Raw genomic sequence first — 18,009 nt, forward strand, 5'->3', positions numbered from 1 at the left:
TAGTGTATTGTAAAATGTTATTTTTCAGGATTGTTCTTATAGATCTCCAGGACCTTTCGCACACTTTTATGCTCTTCAAGTAAAGTTTTGGCGAGGTGTTCTGTGATTCCAAGCTCTTCCATCAACATGAACTCTCCCCTGCTCACGAGTTTTTTGTTGGAAAGCTGCATGTCTACCATTTTATTTCCTTTTATGCGGCCCAGCTTTATCATAACTGCCGTGGAAATCATGTTGAGCACAAGTTTTTGGGCGGTTCCCGATTTCATGCGGGTACTACCGGTAACAAATTCGGGACCTACAACGACTTCAATGGGAAATTCTGAAGCCTCACTAAGTGGTGAATTTGCATTGTTTGTTACACAGGCAGTGATGAGCCCATTCTCGCGAGCCTCTTTAATTCCGCCAATCACATAGGGCGTAGTGCCCGATGCAGCAATCCCCACCAAAACGTCATTTTTGGAGATGCTGAATTCCTGCAGGTCTTTCCAGGCCTGCTGCGTATCATCTTCGGCATTTTCTACAGCTTTCCTTAAAGCTCCGTCCCCCCCGGCGATCAACCCAATGACCACATTGTGAGAAACCCCAAAAGTTGGCGGACATTCGGAAGCATCAAGTATTCCAAGTCTGCCACTGGTCCCGGCGCCAATATAGAAGAGTCGGCCATTGTGGTTTGAGATCTTATCCACAATTTTCTCTACGAGTTGCTCTATCTGCGGGATAGCTTTCTCTACCGCCAGTGGTACTTTTTTATCTTCGTTGTTTATGTTTTTCAGAATTTCTTCCGTAGACATCTTTTCAAGATGGTCATAATTGGAAGCCTGTTCTGTGGTACGTGTGCTCATGTTTATAAAGATTTGATCTTATAACCTTTGGTTGCAAAAAATAGTATGTAAAGGTAGCAGGGAATAAGGATCCAGTAAGCCTGCTGTGGGTCCCAGGAATCGGCCAGTAAGCCGTAAATAGGCGGGATCACCGCTCCCCCGGCAATGGCCATGATAAGGAAAGAGGAACCAACTTTAGTGAAACGCCCCAGTCCTGCAAGTGCCATAGGCCAAATAGCTGGCCATACGAGGGCATTTGCAATCCCCAACAGTGCGATCCCCGTAACCGAAATTATTCCCGGACTAAAAATGGCTACCACTCCAAAAACAATTCCCAGAATGGCCGAAATTTTTAAAGCATTCTCCTGACTTATGTACTTTGGAATTGCAAAGATCCCGATAACATATCCCACGATCATGGCTCCCAGGGTGAAACTGGCAAAAAATTTAGCCTCGTCCAGCGGGATACCATGCGCTTCGTTGGCATAATTGATTATAGTATCTGCAGCGATCACTTCCACCCCCACGTAAAGGAACAATGCCAGGGTACCCAGAAAGACCTGTGGGAACTGGAAAATGCTGTTTTTGGTAAGGTTCGATTTTGCTACTTCCTCATCTTCGGCGTCGGCATCAACTTCGGGCAGGGAAGAATAGTAGACCAGCACAGCCAGTAAGATAAGTACTCCCATCATCACCAGGTATGGATTGATAACCCTTTCGGCTAAAGCATCAAGAGCGGCAGCTTTTTCGGCTCCGGTCAAAGCTTCAATGGTTTCGGTAAGATTACTGGAGGAACTAAAAAGGATCGCACCTAAAACAATTGGAGCCAGTACTCCTGCCACTTTATTACAGATGCCCATTATGCTTATTCGTTTGGCAGCACTTTTTAAAGGTCCCAGCACCACTACATAAGGATTGGCAGCAGTCTGTAAAAGAGCGAGCCCGGTTCCCTGTACAAACAGCCCCAGCAGGAAAAGTTCATAGGTTCGGGAATAAGCTGCAGGTATAAAAATCACCGCTCCTACTGCCATTACTAAAAGACCGAGAGACATTCCTTTTTTGTAGCCGGTCTTTTGCAAAACCCAGGCAGAAGGTAGCGCCATGACCAAATATGAAATGTAAAAAGCCGTAACTACAAAATAGGACTGGAAGTTGTTGAGTTCACAAGCTATTTTAAGGTATGGGATCAATACCGAATTGAGCCAGGTCACAAACCCGAAAATAAAGAATAAGGCACCAATGATGAAAATTGATCTGTTAGTGCCAGAGGTGGTAGAAGTTTTTTCCATATGCCGGGGGAAAGGATCGAGGTTTAAATTGAAGCCACCAAGATATACAATTCTTAAATAAAGCTTAAATGAAGAAAGAATAAAATAAGAGTTCTGTAAATTTTCGAAGGTGCTGAAGCTTAGGCTGTAAAACCTATTTTTGACACTTTACATGGAAATTGAAGTTTTCTTTAGAGGCCTTTAAAAAAGACTATATTTGTAGCCTTTAATTGAGAAGGAAATTTAAGCCTGAAACAGACACATGAAGAACATTCGGAATTTTTGCATCATTGCCCATATTGACCACGGAAAAAGCACCCTGGCCGACAGGTTACTGGACGCCACAGGATCTGTGACCGATCGTGAGAAGCAGGAACAGCTGCTGGACAGTATGGATTTGGAGCGGGAAAGAGGTATCACCATCAAGAGCCATGCAATACAGATGGATTATACCTACAAGGGGGAGCAATATATTCTGAACCTTATTGACACCCCGGGACACGTGGATTTTTCTTATGAGGTATCCCGATCCATTGCTGCATGTGAAGGAGCTTTGCTCGTTGTTGATGCGGCACAAAGTATACAGGCGCAGACTATTTCCAACTTATATCTTGCTCTTGAAAATGACCTGGAGATCATTCCCGTTTTGAACAAAGTGGATCTGCCAAGTGCAAATCCCGAAGAAGTAACAGATGATATCGTAGATCTTTTAGGTTGCGAAGCCTCAGATGTTATTCCGGCGAGTGCCAAGACAGGACTGGGAATCGAGGAAATTCTCGCTGCCATTATTGAAAGAATTCCGCCGCCAAAAGGGAAAGTTGATGCGCCATTAAGAGCTTTGATTTTCGATTCTGTTTACAACCCTTTCCGCGGAGTGGAAACTTATTTTAGAGTGATCAATGGGTCTATTAAAAAGGGCCAGAACATTAAGTTTGTTGCTACAAATAAAAATTATTTTGCCGATGAAGTTGGTACTTTAAGGCTGAAACAATTCCCGAGGCAGGAAATTAAAACCGGAGATGTGGGTTACCTCATCACAGGGATTAAAGAAGCTAAGGAAGTAAAAGTGGGAGATACCATCACCGATGCCAAAAACCCTACAACCGAAGCAGTACCGGGATTTGAGGACGTAAAACCAATGGTTTTCGCCGGAATTTATCCCGTAGATACCGAAGATTATGAGGACCTTAGGGCTTCGATGGAAAAGTTGCAGCTCAACGATGCTTCTTTAGTATTCATTCCTGAGAGTTCTGCTGCACTGGGCTTTGGTTTTCGCTGTGGTTTCCTTGGAATGCTACACTTAGAGATCATCCAGGAACGCTTGGAAAGGGAGTTCGACATGACCGTTATCACTACGGTACCTAACGTTTCTTATCACGCATATACGCATAAAAATAAAGACCAGGTAATCCTGGTAAATAACCCTTCCGACCTTCCTGAACCTTCAAGTTTGGACAGGGTGGAAGAACCATATATTAAAGCTACAATCATTACTAAAGCAGATTTCGTAGGTCCTGTGATGTCTCTTTGTATTGAAAAACGTGGACAGATTACGAACCAAACCTATCTGACTACAGATCGTGTAGAATTGTCTTTTGACATGCCACTTGCAGAGATCGTTTTTGACTTCTACGACAGGCTAAAAACCGTTTCTAAAGGATATGCATCCTTTGACTACTCACCTATTGGAATGCGCGCCTCCAAGCTTGTTAAAGTAGATGTGCTGCTTAACGGGAACGTGGTAGATGCACTGTCTGCGCTGTTGCACGTGGACAACGCGTATGATATTGGAAAGAAGATGTGTGAAAAGCTAAGACAACTCATCCCAAGACAACAATTCGATATTCCAATCCAGGCTGCCATTGGAGCGAAAATCATTGCTCGTGAAACAGTTAAAGCTCTGCGTAAAGATGTTACAGCAAAATGTTATGGAGGAGATATTTCCCGAAAGAGAAAGCTTCTTGAAAAGCAGAAAAAAGGTAAAAAGAGAATGCGACAGGTAGGAAACGTGGAGATACCGCAGGAAGCATTTATGGCTGTTTTAAAGCTGAACGACTAAAGTAAACTCACAAGTTTATAGATAAAAAAACCGGGAACTAAAATTCCCGGTTTTTTTTATTGCTCTTCTGGATTGGTCTGTTCCACCGTTTCTTCATAATTCTCTTCCTTTTCTTCCTCTTCCTTCTGTATCTTCTTACCAAGATAAACCAGGTGATATCCATTTTTTATCTCCACTTCCCCACTGTGAGATGGAATAATGGTGAGTTCTCCTGTATCCTTTTTAACAAAAAGGGGAATTATGTCGGGGTCGGTCTTTGAAATTTCTAATAATCCCTCGTAATGAGCCCTGCTGTTAAGTTCCACCTCATGAATTGTAGGATAGCTCCTTGCCACTTCGGTAAGTTTAATATAGTCGTCTGTGTGAGAGAATAAACCTTCGGCAGGGTTCGTTTCGGGATCATTCATTTCATCGGAAGAAATAAGTCTGAAGGAGCCTTTCTCTCCATACTGGCTGGTAAACTTTCTAATGGCAGTTTTGTTAATGTCGCTGTTCCCGGTCATGGCCATTAAGTAACCAACATCATTTAATTCAATATTGTTGAATAGATCATCCTCATATACACTGCCTGCGATAGCATCAAGACCCAGATCTTTTGCTTTCATAACATTATCGGCATTGTTATCCATAAGTACCACATGCCGCTTATTGTCCTGCAGGTATTTCCCGATAAGCCGGGAAACTGAAGATGCTCCAATAATTAAAATTCCTTCTGCGTCCTTAACAAAAACCCCAACCAGCTTTGCGAAGATCCTTGCAGTAGTGGCATTAAGCAGCACCGAAAGTAAAACAACCATAAATACCAGCGGAGTAATATATTCTGCTCCTGGCACGCCTTCCCGGGCAAGTTTAAGCCCAAAAAGCGAGGCGATACCGGCCGCGACGATCCCTCGGGGACCAACCCAGCTAATAAACGCTATTTCATTGATTTTGAGGTTTGATCCAAGAGAACTCAGAATCACCCCGACAGGTCTTACAACCAGTACTATGACTCCAAACAAAATAGCCGCTTTCCAGTTGAAAATAAGCTGAAGCTCTGCAATCTCAATATTTGCTGCTAAAAGAATAAAAAGAATGGAAATAAGCAGAACGCTTAAAGATTCCTTGAAATACAGTAATTCCTTGATGTTGGGAAGGTCCTTATTTCCCATTACCATTCCCATCACCACTACAGCTAAAAGTCCGCTCTCATGAGCAAACATGTCTGCCAGTACGAAAACTCCCAGCACGGTAGCAAGGGTAAAAACGTTCAGTAAATAATGAGGGATAATATTCCGCTTAATTAATAAAGCCAGGATGTGTGCGAAAGTGAAACCAAAGGTGAAACCAAACAGGATGATCTTCCCAAATTCGGTCAATGCTGTCATCGTAAAGTCCTGCCCGCCTTCCACGCGAATGAACTCGTACATCAATACTGCGATAAGGGCACCAATAGGATCTATTAAAATACCCTCCCATTTAAGAATGGAAGAAACATGGGTCTTTAGCGGAATATTCCGAAGAATAGGTGCAATAACGGTGGGACCTGTGACTATGATAAGCGAGGAGAAAAGAAAAGAGATCTGCCAGGAAAATCCATAAATAAAGTGTGCTGCCAGGCCTGCTCCGAAAAAGGTGACCACCACCCCTACACTAATCAATTTGACAATTACGGGACCAATATTTCCTACCTCACCCCTTCTTAGGGTTAATCCTCCTTCAAAAAGTATGACTGCAATGGCCAGGGAAACGAAGTAAAATAAACTTTCCCCGGGAAATACCCCTTCTTCACCATTCCAGATGGGTTCCAGCCATTTGGTACCGTCCTCAGAAAGTAAAGTGGATATGGGGCCTACAAATAGGCCAATAAGTATAAGCGGGAGAATTGCCGGAGTTTTTGTTTTCCACGCAACCCACTGCGCCAGTATTCCCAGGATAACTAAGCCTGCCAGTTCTAACATATGATCTATTTAACCAAAATTGGCTATAAAGTTAACTGTTTAAGTTTTAAGAGCAGAACTTCTATGGAGCCTCCCCCTGTTTCTTCGGAAAATTTTAAGGATAAACGATGATACGGCTCTTGTCAAAGAAATATTTTTCGAGTTTGGCAGGGATTCCCGTTAGTACATTCTGAAAGGATTTAGTGCCCTTCCTTGCCGTAATAAGTACTACAATGTCCTCCTCCTGCATATCCCTGCCCAGGATGAGGAAGTCATTCCAATCTCTAAACATTTTATAAGTCACCGGGGAATCGCTCTTCATTTTTTTAAACTGTGCAGAAAGTGCATTTTTTGAAGCCTCATTACAATTGATCACCACAGGAACACTAAGTTCTTTGGAAAGTACCTCAACCTTTTGGACCCACAAAGGAAAGCCTGATTCCTCCTCGGCAAGTGCGGGAACAGCCAAAAACAGTCTTTTATGAGTAGCCAGCGGCCTGCTAAAGTAGGTGATAAAGGAAGTCTTGTTGTTGGCCTCTATTATTCGTTCCATCTTTTTCCCGATGAGCTTATCCATGAGCCCTTTGTCTGACGGCCATCCAAAAATGATAAGATCGGCAACAATTTCCCTGGCTTTACGGGCAATTCCCTGCGCCACATTATGATCAATGGTAGCATGAATAGTTACTTCGGCTTCGGCAGCTGAGGCCTGTGAAACGAAATCTTCAAGTTTCCCGGTGGCGCGGGCAATATTGATTTCAGCTTCAGCATTATTGGGAACTACAGAAAGTATTGAAATGGGATTGGGAGAGGTTTTATCCTTAATAAGAATTGCGAATTCAAGCAACTTATCGAAATTTAGAATGTTGGCTATTGGCAGCAGTATGGTCTCATTTTTAAAAGTATCGGTTTTTTGAACTTCGCTGGTAAGGTCCTTTTCAACTTCAGCTTTTAATTTAGTGGCCGCCCGTTGTGTTGCCAAAGTAGCTACAATAGAAGTGACAAGGATAAGTATAATGGTCCCGTTAAGGATATTTTCATCAATGATCCCGGCATTAAAACCTACAATAATTACTGCAAGGGTAGCTGCCGCGTGACCACTACTAAGTCCAAAGATCACCTTTCTCTGGGCCGCAGAATACTTAAAGGATATCTGGGTGAAAAAAGAAGCAAGCCATTTACCTAAAATAGCCACTAAACTAAGAGTTCCTGCAACGATCAAAGCTGTGGGTCCACTAAATATAACACTTATGTCTACCAGCATTCCCACACTAATAAGGAAAAACGGAATAAAAAGGGCATTACCAATAAACTCGATCCTGTTCATCAAGGCAGAAGAATGAGGAATAAGCCTGTTAAGGGCAAGACCCGCAAGGAAAGCCCCAATAATAGGTTCCACCCCGGCAAGTTCTGCAAGAAATGCAGCTATAAAAACCACTGTAAGTACAAAAATATAATGGGAGTGTTTTTCATTTTCCATGCTGGTGAAAAACCATTTTGCAATACGTGGTACCAGGAAAAACAAAATAGCCGAAAAGATAGCCAAGGAGATCCCCAGTCTTTGCCAAAAAGCTGCATTAAGTGTGCCTTCATGATTCCCCATAATTACTGCCAATACTATAAGCACAGCAGTATCTGTAAGAATTGTTCCTCCAACAGTTATGGCTACAGCTTCATTTTTTGAAACCTTTAGCTTGCTCACAATAGGATAAGTAAGCAGGGTATGGGTAGCGAACATACTTGCGGTTAAAAAACTTGCATTAAAATCATAATTTAACAGATAATAACAGACCGGAAATCCTATTCCCAGCGGAATTATAAAGGTGAAAAACCCAAAGAGAAAACTCTTGTTGCGGTTGGCTTTGAACTGGTTCATGTCCAGTTCAAGACCTGCGATAAACATGATATACAAAAGCCCTATGGTGGAGAAAAGATCAATTGCCGAATTCTGTTCCAGGAGCCCCACGCCATAAGGACCAATAACAATTCCCGAAACAATGAGAATAATTATCCCCGGGATATTTAAACGCCTTAAAACAATAGGCGAGATAAGAATGATAAGCAGAATAAGAGAGAATACCAGGACCGGATTCGATAATGGCAATTCAAACTCATGCTTCAACAACTCGAGAAACTCATTCATATATTTATTATTAAAGGCTTAAAAATAGCAGATATCCTTACTATAAAAATGTAAATGTTTGTAAAAATGCTATTTTTAAGTGATTTTTGGATAAAATGAATATCATTTTCTTTTTCATGGCTCCGCTTTTGTGTCTGTTTCCGGAGATTGAAAATTCATGAACCTGCTCTTAAAACCTTATTATGGAAGAATTCAACATTTTCAATTTGCTAATAATCCTGATTGGAGCATGGGTGGGTGGCGCTGCTGCAAAAAGAATGGGTTATCCTGCCATTTTAGGAGAATTGGTAATTGGTATTATCCTTGGCCCGGCCGTTCTGGGAATGCTGGAAACTTCAGAAATGATAAGTGTTCTTGCAGAAGTTGGGATCATCCTCCTCATGGTATATATTGGGATGGAAATAAACTTTAGGGATCTTGGTAAGGCTTCCTGGCCGGGTTTGCTGGCTGCTATTGGTGGCTTTATTGTGCCTTTTGCCTTGGGTTATTACACGATCATTTACTTCGGTGGAACACAGATGGCCGCTATCTTTGTCGCTATTGCGGTTGGGGTGACTTCTTTAGCCACCAAGAGCAGGATCCTCGTAGACCTTAAGCTGCTCAACACGAGAATTGCTTATGTACTTATGGCGGGAGCGCTTATAAGTGATACCCTGGCGCTTATAATTTTCGCAGGGATGATGAGTTTTGTTGATGCGGGGAATATAGATACCCTTGGGATCGTATGGGTGGCAGGAAAAGCCGTTCTCTTCTTCATCTTAACGGCACTCGCAGGTATATATCTGCTTCCCTTACTGGGAAAGGTATTGAGCAGTGCGAAAATTAAAGATCGTACCCTGCATTTTACTCTTATTCTTATTATTGTTTTCGGCTTCGCCGAACTCGCCGAACTGGCGGGACTCCATAGTATCCTGGGAGCTTTTATGGCAGGTCTTTTCATAAGGGATGGAGTTTTCAACAGGCAGATTTCCAAAGAGATCAACGATATTTTTCATGATGTTTCCATAGGATTTCTCGCTCCTATTTTCTTCGTGTCTGCAGGATTCAACGTGACCCTGGATATCTTCCAGACAGATCTTTGGATGCTTATTGCCGTCACCCTGGTTGCCATGATAGGTAAGATTGGTGGGACCGCTTTATTTTATCTTCCCAGTGGCTTTGGCTGGCGTGAAGGGATAACTGTGGGAACCGGAATGAATGGGAGAGGTGCCGTAGAGATCATTATTGCCGGAATAGGATTGGAAATGGGAATCATTTCCGCCGAAATTTTTTCTATCCTGGTCTTTATGGCCATTTTTACTACCCTTACAGTACCATTGTTCCTTACCTGGACCACAAGATGGCTCAAAAACAGGGGAGAGCTCATTCACCAGGAATCAAGAAAAGGCTTTCTCATTTTAGGGGCAAATCCCTTGGGAATACACATAGCTAAACATTTGCAGGAGGAAAATGATGTAACCCTGGTCGACTCCAACCGGGAAATGGTAGAACTGGCCAAAGAAGAAGGTCTGGATGCTGTTTTTGGCAATATTTTAAAGGAAGAAACCATGGAGCAGGCAAAAGCTATAGATAAAGGTACTTTCATTGCAATCACAGCAAACAGCGAGATCAATCTACTGGCAGCTCAACTGGCAAATGATTCATTTTATATCCCAAAGAAGATCGTGCTTATGGATCCCAAAGAATCTGGTGCGGGAGTAGACTTGCTGGACAGGATCGATGCCTCTTCAATGTTTGCAACTAAAACACTGCTGGACCCCTGGACTTACAAGTTAACCACAGGCAATGCCCGGGAACAGGAAATTTTGATAGAGGAAGAAATGTCGACCCGGCAATGGGTAAAGGAGCAAAAGAAAAAGGAAAAAGATTTCCTTCCCATTTTAATTGTTAATCCTGAAGGGCATAAAAGGCCATTTCACTTTCACGATACTATTAGCCCCGGTGAAAAAATAATATATTTACAGTGAATTTATTCAGGAATCTTAAAAACACCTAAAAATTCATGAAAATATATACAATTGAGGCCGGTAATTTCAAACTGGATGGGGGCGCTATGTTTGGCGTGGTTCCAAAGTCTATCTGGAACAAAACAAACCCGGCCGATTCGAATAATATGATCGATATTGCAGCCACCTGCCTGCTTATCGAAGATGGAGACCGGCTAATACTCATAGATACAGGAATGGGAGATAAGCAAAGTGAAAAGTTCTTTGGCTATTATTATCTCTGGGGAGATGACAATCTGGACAAATCTTTAAAGAAACACGGCTTTTCAAGAGATGATATCACCGATGTGTTCATGACGCACCTGCATTTTGACCATTGCGGCGGAAGCGTACAGTGGAATAAAGATCGCACCGGTTATGAACCTGCATTTAAAAATGCAACCTTTTGGAGCAATGAAGAGCACTGGAACTGGGCCACAAATCCCAATGCCAGGGAAAAAGCGTCTTTCCTGAAGGAAAACATTCTTCCCATGCAGGAGAGCGGGCAGCTAAAGTTTATCAAAAGACATGGCGGAGCCTACCAGGATTCCTCCGAACTTGATTTTGGAATTCTTTTTGTAGATGGTCATACAGATAAGCAAATGATCCCTCACATAAAGTATAAAGGGAAAACCCTGGTTTTTATGGCCGATCTTTTGCCCACCGCGGGCCATATCCCGCTGCCTTTTGTAATGGGATATGACACCAGGCCTTTACTTACATTACCCGAAAAGCAGACGTTCCTGGAAAAAGCTGCAAAAGAAGATTTTTATCTTTTCCTGGAGCACGATGCACATAACAAGGTGATACAGGTAAAAGAAACCGAAAAAGGAGTGAGATTGAACGAAGTTTATAAATTTAATGAAATATTTAATTAAAGAATTATGAAGATCCCTATTTACAAGCCCATGCTGGTAGCCGGAATGGCTGCTGTATTGGCATCCTGCGGAAGTTCGGCTCCCGCGATTGTCTCTACCCCAATTAAAAATATTGATGAGGCACCCCTCAAAGTAAGTGAACTTACCGAAGTACAGCTAAAAGGCTGGGGAGGCGCCGACCTTGTTTCAGATACAATTCCTGGAATGAGCGTTCAAAAAGCTTACAACCAGATCATCAAAAATAATAAAGGAAAAAAAGTTATCGTAGCCGTTATTGACAGTGGTGTTGATATTGAGCACGAAGATCTTGATGGCGTGATCTGGACCAACAGGGATGAAAAGCCCAATAACAACCGTGATGATGACAACAACGGCTATGTTGATGACATGCACGGCTGGAATTTTTTAGGGGATGCAGTTGAAGAAAATCTTGAATATACCAGGATCTACAAAAAACTGAAACCAAAATACAGCAGCATACCTGCCGGTGCTGTAAAATCTGAAAACCTTGAGGAGTTTGAACTTTATCAACGTGCAAAGGCCGAGTACGAAAAAGAGTATAACGAGACTCTTGGTATGAAAAATCAATATGAAGGTATTGTACAGCAGTTAAATGTTGCTCATAATGCTGTTTCCACAGAACTTGGTAAGGAAGATTATACCTTGGACGAACTACAGGATATGCCTGCCAACACAGAGGAAATGCAGCAGTATAAAGGTTTCCTTAGCCAGGTGATGACCAATGTTGAAGGCACGATTCCAGAGGCTATGGTAAAATTGCAGGAAGCAATAGAATACTTCGACGGACGCCTTTCCTCACATTTCAACCTTGACCTTAATGGCAGGGCAGTAGTGGGCGATGATGTGGATGATATTACCGATACCGACTATGGAAATGCGAATGTTATGGGTCCAACTCCAGATAAGGAAGACATTAAACATGGTACCCACGTTGCAGGTATTATTGCGGCCGAAAGAGGAAACAATACTGGCATTGACGGAGTTGCAAACAATGTTGAGATCATGGTGCTTAGAGCAGTGCCCGATGGTGATGAGTACGACAAGGATATCGCACTTGCCATTCGTTATGCAGTAGATAATGGCGCCAGCATTATCAATACCAGTTTTGGTAAATATTTCTCCACTCACCCAGAATGGGTAAGAGATGCAATAAAATACGCAGATAAAAATGACGTTTTGATCGTAAACGCAGCGGGTAACGAAGGTCTTAATCTCGATAACACTGCTGTTTATCCAAATGATCAGGATCCTGTGAACACAGGTGAGATCTCAGATAACTTCCTAACGGTTGGAGCTCTTAATTATAAATATGGTTCCGGGTTGGTAGCAGGTTTCTCCAACTATGGAAAAACAAATGTTGATGTTTTTGCACCGGGAACAAAGATCTGGTCTACTACTCCCAACAACGAATATGAATACCTGCAAGGTACATCTATGGCAGCACCGGCTGTTTCAGGAGTTGCAGCTATGATACGTTCGTACTTCCCTAATCTTTCAGATGACCAGGTGAAACAGGTGATCATGAATAGTGGACTTACCAGCAGTGCAACTGTTATTATTGGAGGGGATCCTTCAAATACAAGAAAATTCAGTGAATTATCAACTTCAGGAAAAATGGTAAACCTATACAACGCTATGATCCTGGCCGATAAAATGTCTAAATAAAAAAATATGAAGAAAGGAATAATAGCACTGGCATTTTTTACATGCCTGGCAGTAACTGCCCAGAACAATACCTCGTATTGGCAACAGGAAGCCAATTACAAAATGAATGTTGACATGAATGTTGAAAATTTCCAGTATACGGGAGACCAGGAACTGGAATATACCAACAATTCCCCCGACACTTTAAAAAGGGTTTTTTATCATCTTTTTTATAACGCTTTCCAACCGGGAAGTGAAATGGATGTTAGATCCCGCACAATTGCCGATGCAGATCCAAGAGTAGGGGATAGAATTTCTAAACTTACCCCTGCACAACAGGGTTACCTGCGGGTAAACACCCTCACAAAAAATGGAAAACCTCTTGAATTTGAAGAAGTGGGAACTGTGCTTGAAGTTGAGCTGGATGAACCCATCCTGCCGGGAGAAACTGTTAATTTCTCGATGAAGTTTGCCGGCCAGGTGCCAGAACAAATACGTCGTGCAGGAAGGAACAGCAGTGAAGGGGTAGCCCTATCAATGACTCAATGGTTTCCAAAGATGGCCGAATATGATTTTGAAGGATGGCATGCCGATCCTTATATTGGCCGGGAATGGCACGGCGTATGGGGTGATTATGATGTAAAACTTACCATAGATAAGGATTACATTTTAGGAGCATCAGGGTTACTTCAAAATGCCAATGAAATTGGTTATGGTTATGAAGACGAAGGCGTTAAAGTAAACAGAAAGAAAGGGAAAAAGCTCACCTGGCATTTCATTGCTGAAGACGTGCACGACTTCGCCTGGGCTGCAGATCCCGAATACATTCACGACAAAAGAACTGCGCCTGACGGGACAGTGCTTCACTTTCTTTACAAGAACAACCCGGAAATAAAAGAAAACTGGAAAAACCTTCAGCCTAAGACCGAAGATTTACTCCTGTACTTCAATGAACATATTGGTCCTTATCCATGGCCACAATATTCTGTGATCCAGGGTGGTGATGGAGGTATGGAATACGCTATGCTCACCCTAATTACCGGCGAGAGAAACTTTGGAAGCCTTGTAGGAGTAACTGCACATGAATTGGCTCACGCCTGGTTCCAGCACTTAATGGCTACAAATGAGAGCAAGCACGAGTGGATGGATGAAGGTTTTACCAGCTACATTTCAGATCTTGCCATGAATGAAGTAATGGATCTGGGTCAGGAAAACCCATTTACAGGTTCTTACAGAAGCTATGACAGGCTCGCAAAGTCTGGTGTTGAACAGCCTCAGTCCACCCATGCCGACAGGTATACATATAATGCAGCCTATGGTGCTTCTGCTTATTCTAAAGGCTCTGTATTCCTTTCTCAGCTGGGATACATCATTGGGGAAGAAAACCTTCAGGAAACGCTTAAGAGATACTATGACACTTGGAAGTTCAGGCATCCTACACCAAATGATTTCATTAGAGTAGCCGAAAAAGTATCGGGAGCAGAACTTGACTGGTATTTGACCGATTGGACTCAGACCACCAATACGATAGATTACGGAATCCAAACTGTGGAAGATACAGAAGATGGCACCCGGGTAATCCTTAAAAGATATGGAGTTATGCCAATGCCGTTAGAACTGAAGGTTACTTATGAGGATGGAACTTCAGAAGAAGTTTACATTCCTTTGCAGATGATGCGTTGGGAAAAACCTGGTTTCGAAGAGGACCAAATTAAAGAAGATTGGGCATGGGCTTATCCTACCTATTCTTTTACTCTTAATAAACTAAAATCCCAGGTTTCTTCTATTGAGATAGACCCAAGTAAAATGATGGCCGATATAAACATGGATAACAATGTTTATCCCCAAGAACCACAGGAATAGGTTCTAAAAACGACATTTTTGAGCCCCTTCTTTTGGAGGGGCTTTTTTATTTGCTTTAGATTTAATCCACTTGCAGTAAATAATTACCAATCCTTATTTATAAATGATAATTTTACCGCATGGATGAAAGCTTCGGAAAGAAAGAAAAGCTCAAGAGTAAGATCGTTATCGACAGCTTATTTGCTGAAGGTAATTCTGTTAAGAAATATCCTTTACGGCTCGTTTACCTTCCCCTGGAAAATTCTTCAGAAAATGTGAATAAAGTAGCGGTTTCAGTTCCTAAGAGAAGCTTTAAGCGTGCTGTGGACAGGATCAAATTAAAACGGCTCATGCGGGAGGCGTATAGAAAAAATAAGTATCTTGTTACCAGTAATTTATACAAAAATTATGCGTTGATGTTCATTTATACCGGAAGGGATATCTGGAATTATGCAGAACTTTTGCGCAGCAGCGAAGAACTTCTTAAAAGATTTGTGGAGCAAGAAAAAATGAAGGACCATGAAAAAGACATTCTCTAAAATAGCAATTTTTGCAGCCATTCCCGTGCTGTTCTTTACTACGGTTAGTTACAAAGCAGATTTCTTTGAGATTGCCAAGCAGCTGGAGATATTCACAACACTTTTTAAGGAACTCAACATGAATTATGTTGATGAAACCAATCCTGCCGGGCTCATGGACACAGCTATTAATGCCATGCTCGAAGATCTAGATCCATATACTCATTACTGGAATGAACAGGAGGTGCAGGCGGCAAGGATAGATAATGCAGGAGAGTACACAGGCATAGGTGCAACCGTTGGAATAATGGCCGATAAAATTGTCATTTTAGAGCCCTACAAAGATTATCCTGCAGACAAAGCCGGTTTAAAGGCCGGGGATGAAATAATAAAGATCGGTAACATTGCTGTGGCCGATTTTACCGAAGGTGCCGGAGAATTGCTGAAAGGTGCTCCAAATACCAATGTTGAACTTGTTTTTAAAAGACGTGGTGAGATAAAGACCACAACCCTTACCCGTGGTGCCGTGGAGATCAAAGCAGTGCCTTATTTCAAACTGCTCGAAGACAAAACAGGATATATTGTGCTCTCCCAGTTTAACCGAAATGCATCGGCCGAAACTGTAAAAGCCTTAAAAGAACTGAAAGAACAAGGAGCTGAAAAGATCATTCTCGACCTCCGCGGAAATCCCGGCGGATTACTTTCTGAAGCTATAAATGTCACAAATATTTTTGTGCCTGAAGGAGAATTGATCACCAGCACAAAATCTGCAGTGGAAAAGTATAATCAGAAGTTTTTAACAACAAGAAAGCCCATAGACACTGAGATTCCATTAACGGTGTTAATAAATGGCCGAAGTGCATCGGCAAGTGAAATTGTTGCAGGATCCCTTCAGGATCTCGACAGGGCAGTTGTTATTGGGGCCCGTAGCTTTGGAAAAGGTCTTGTACAAAGGCCTAAGGACCTCACTTATGGTACCCAGTTGAAAGTTACCATTTCCAGGTATTACACTCCCAGTGGACGCTGCATACAGGCATTGGATTACCGTCACCGGGACGAAGAAGGTAACGCTGTGCGGTTTAGCTCAAAGGACTATAATGAATTTAAAACCCGTAACGGCCGAAAAGTCTATGATGGCGGCGGGATCGAGCCAGATGTTAAGCTGGAAACTTCAGAATTTAGTGATATTACAAATGCATTACTTCAGGAAAATGCCATTTTTGACTATGCTACCAATTATTACTACACTCATACCTTAAATTCCCCCGAAGAATTCAGCTTTACCGAAGAAAATTATTCAGATTTTAGGAAATACCTGGAAACAACAGATTTTGAATTTAAAACAGCCACCGAAGCAGAACTGGAGGATGTAATTGCAGCGGCCGAAAAAGAAGGTTATCAACAGGATCTCTCCAAAGATTTTAACGAGATACAACAGGTAATTTCAAGCTCAAAAGACAAAGCTCTTACCACTAAAAAAGCCGAAATTAAGAGCCTTCTTTCTGAAGAAATCATTAAAAGATATTTCTACAAAGAAGGACTTTACGATTATTACGTAAAGAATAATCCTGAAATAATTGAGGCTAAGCAAATTCTGGAAGATCGGTCGCGATACCGGAACATCCTGAAAGGTTAATCTTTCACCATACCAATATGAGGAATGCCATCTTCAAGGTATCCTTCTCCAACTTGTTTGAAGCCATGGCTTTCGTAAAATTTGATGAGATAAGTCTGTGCAGATAATTTGATCTTTTTTGTCCCAAATTTATCTTCTACAGCTCTAATAGAAGCCTTTAAAATTTCGTGACCGTAGCTTTTCTTTCTGTGCCCCTCCTTAACCACAACCCGGCCAATAGCTGCTTGGCTAAAATAGATTCCGGGTGGAAAAATGCGGGTATAAGCCACTAGTTCCTCATCTTCAAAACCCAGAATGTGCAGGGCTTTTTCGTCCTTTCCATCAATGTCCTGGTAAACACAATCCTGTTCTACCACAAAGACTTCAGCGCGAAGCTGCAAAACTTTGTATAATTCATGAAGACTTAATTCTTCAAAAGTGAGGATTTTTATCTCCATTATTTACAGGAGATCTTTTCTACACGGCGATTGTGACGGCCACCGGCAAATTGGGTGTCAAGAAAAACCTCTACCATTTCTACAGCTTGTTCCTTAGAAGTGAAGCGTGCTGGAATACTAAGCACATTAGCATCGTTGTGCTCTCTTGCCAGGGAAGCAATCTCTTTGGTCCAGCAAAGTGCAGAACGTATAGCCTGATGTTTATTTGCAGTCATGTTAGCACCATTACCGCTACCGCAAATAATTATTCCAAGATCGGCTTTTTTGTCTTCCACATCCTTTGCAACGGGATGAACAAAATCTGGATAATCCACACTTTCTTCACTGTCGGTTCCATGATTGACAACTTCAATATTCCGGGATTTAAGATAATCGACAACCGCAAATTTATATGAGGTTCCTGCGTGATCATTTCCAATAGATATTTTCATGAGATAGGGTTTAATGGGCTACAAAGGTAGAAATTTAGGTTATCAACTTCTATTTTGGCGTTTGTTAATTAAATGTTACAATACCTTTAAAATAAAGGCTTTATAAAAGTTCATAATTTGTTAATAATTGAAAGTGAAAAAAGTAAAAGGAAATTTGGTAATGTGCCGAGAAAACCCAATATGAAAGAATAGACGACAATAAGAAATTTTGAACACACAAATTACCTGTAAGTTTTCAGCACTAATTTTTCAGTTCTACACATTAAAAAATCATTAAGTTATTAAAACCCGCTATTCACATTTCATTATGAACAGTTGTTAAGAAAAACCAAACTTACAATAGAAATCAGGAGCTTAGGATCATCTGCTGCTGTTCATAAGTTGTTACCTAATACTTCTAACCAGTT

Annotated in this window: 13 protein-coding genes; 7 read left to right on the forward strand and 6 right to left on the reverse strand. The window is 41.8% G+C overall.

Features of this window, described 5'->3' with window-relative positions; genetic code table 11:
- Positions 1–17: 17 nt before the first annotated feature.
- On the reverse strand, positions 18–842 hold the full coding sequence (murQ, locus tag OU683_RS05035; RefSeq protein ID WP_268135879.1) for an N-acetylmuramic acid 6-phosphate etherase: 825 nt from the start codon (positions 840–842) through the stop codon (positions 18–20).
- Between the two features lie 2 nt (positions 843–844).
- Positions 845–2,110, reverse strand: a complete 1,266-nt coding sequence (locus tag OU683_RS05040; RefSeq protein WP_268135881.1) for a sugar MFS transporter — start codon at positions 2,108–2,110, stop codon at positions 845–847.
- Positions 2,111–2,351: 241 nt separating this feature from the next.
- On the opposite strand from OU683_RS05040, the gene lepA reads away from it, so the two are divergent.
- Positions 2,352–4,148 (forward strand): translation elongation factor 4, encoded by a 1,797-nt coding sequence (gene lepA / locus OU683_RS05045; protein ID WP_268135882.1) that lies wholly within the window; start codon positions 2,352–2,354, stop codon positions 4,146–4,148.
- Between the two features lie 56 nt (positions 4,149–4,204).
- Here lepA and OU683_RS05050 read toward each other — a convergent pair whose 3' ends face one another.
- Both OU683_RS05050 and OU683_RS05055 read right to left on the reverse strand, forming a co-directional pair.
- Entirely contained in the window at positions 4,205–6,088 is a 1,884-nt protein-coding gene (locus OU683_RS05050) for a cation:proton antiporter (protein ID WP_268135883.1), read from the reverse strand.
- A gap of 94 nt (positions 6,089–6,182) precedes the next feature.
- Entirely contained in the window at positions 6,183–8,210 is a 2,028-nt protein-coding gene (locus tag OU683_RS05055) for a cation:proton antiporter (RefSeq protein WP_268135885.1), read from the reverse strand.
- A gap of 182 nt (positions 8,211–8,392) precedes the next feature.
- On the opposite strand from OU683_RS05055, the gene OU683_RS05060 reads away from it, so the two are divergent.
- The 6 genes from OU683_RS05060 (at position 8,393) to OU683_RS05085 (ending at position 16,734) form a co-directional block, all read left to right on the forward strand.
- Positions 8,393–10,177 carry a cation:proton antiporter gene (locus OU683_RS05060; RefSeq protein ID WP_268135887.1) on the forward strand — a complete coding sequence of 595 codons (1,785 nt, stop codon included), beginning with the start codon at positions 8,393–8,395 and terminating at the stop codon, positions 10,175–10,177.
- A gap of 35 nt (positions 10,178–10,212) precedes the next feature.
- Positions 10,213–11,073, forward strand: a complete 861-nt coding sequence (locus tag OU683_RS05065) for an MBL fold metallo-hydrolase (RefSeq protein WP_268135889.1) — start codon at positions 10,213–10,215, stop codon at positions 11,071–11,073.
- Between the two features lie 6 nt (positions 11,074–11,079).
- Positions 11,080–12,759, forward strand: coding sequence for a S8 family peptidase (locus tag OU683_RS05070; protein ID WP_268135891.1), 1,680 nt, complete (start codon positions 11,080–11,082; stop codon positions 12,757–12,759).
- 6 nt (positions 12,760–12,765) lie between these two features.
- Entirely contained in the window at positions 12,766–14,601 is a 1,836-nt protein-coding gene (locus OU683_RS05075) for a M1 family metallopeptidase (RefSeq protein ID WP_268135893.1), read from the forward strand.
- A gap of 119 nt (positions 14,602–14,720) precedes the next feature.
- A complete protein-coding gene (locus OU683_RS05080) occupies positions 14,721–15,119 on the forward strand; it encodes a ribonuclease P protein component (protein ID WP_268135895.1) in 399 nt (132 codons plus the stop codon).
- Complete coding sequence (locus tag OU683_RS05085; RefSeq protein WP_268135897.1) at positions 15,100–16,734, forward strand: S41 family peptidase; 1,635 nt, start codon at positions 15,100–15,102, stop codon at positions 16,732–16,734. The genes OU683_RS05080 and OU683_RS05085 overlap by 20 nt, the downstream gene beginning before the upstream one ends.
- Here the strand turns inward: OU683_RS05085 and OU683_RS05090 are convergent.
- The gene (locus OU683_RS05090) at positions 16,731–17,171 is read right to left on the reverse strand and encodes a GNAT family N-acetyltransferase (RefSeq protein ID WP_268135899.1); all 441 of its coding nucleotides are present in this window, start codon (positions 17,169–17,171) and stop codon (positions 16,731–16,733) included. The genes OU683_RS05085 and OU683_RS05090 overlap by 4 nt on opposite strands.
- Complete coding sequence (gene rpiB, locus OU683_RS05095) at positions 17,171–17,602, reverse strand: ribose 5-phosphate isomerase B (RefSeq protein WP_268135901.1); 432 nt, start codon at positions 17,600–17,602, stop codon at positions 17,171–17,173. Before rpiB ends, OU683_RS05090 begins: the two co-directional genes overlap by 1 nt.
- Positions 17,603–18,009 lie beyond the last annotated feature (407 nt).

The sequence above is a fragment of the Salinimicrobium sp. TH3 genome (assembly GCF_026676115.1).
Classification (GTDB): Bacteria; Bacteroidota; Bacteroidia; order Flavobacteriales; family Flavobacteriaceae; genus Salinimicrobium.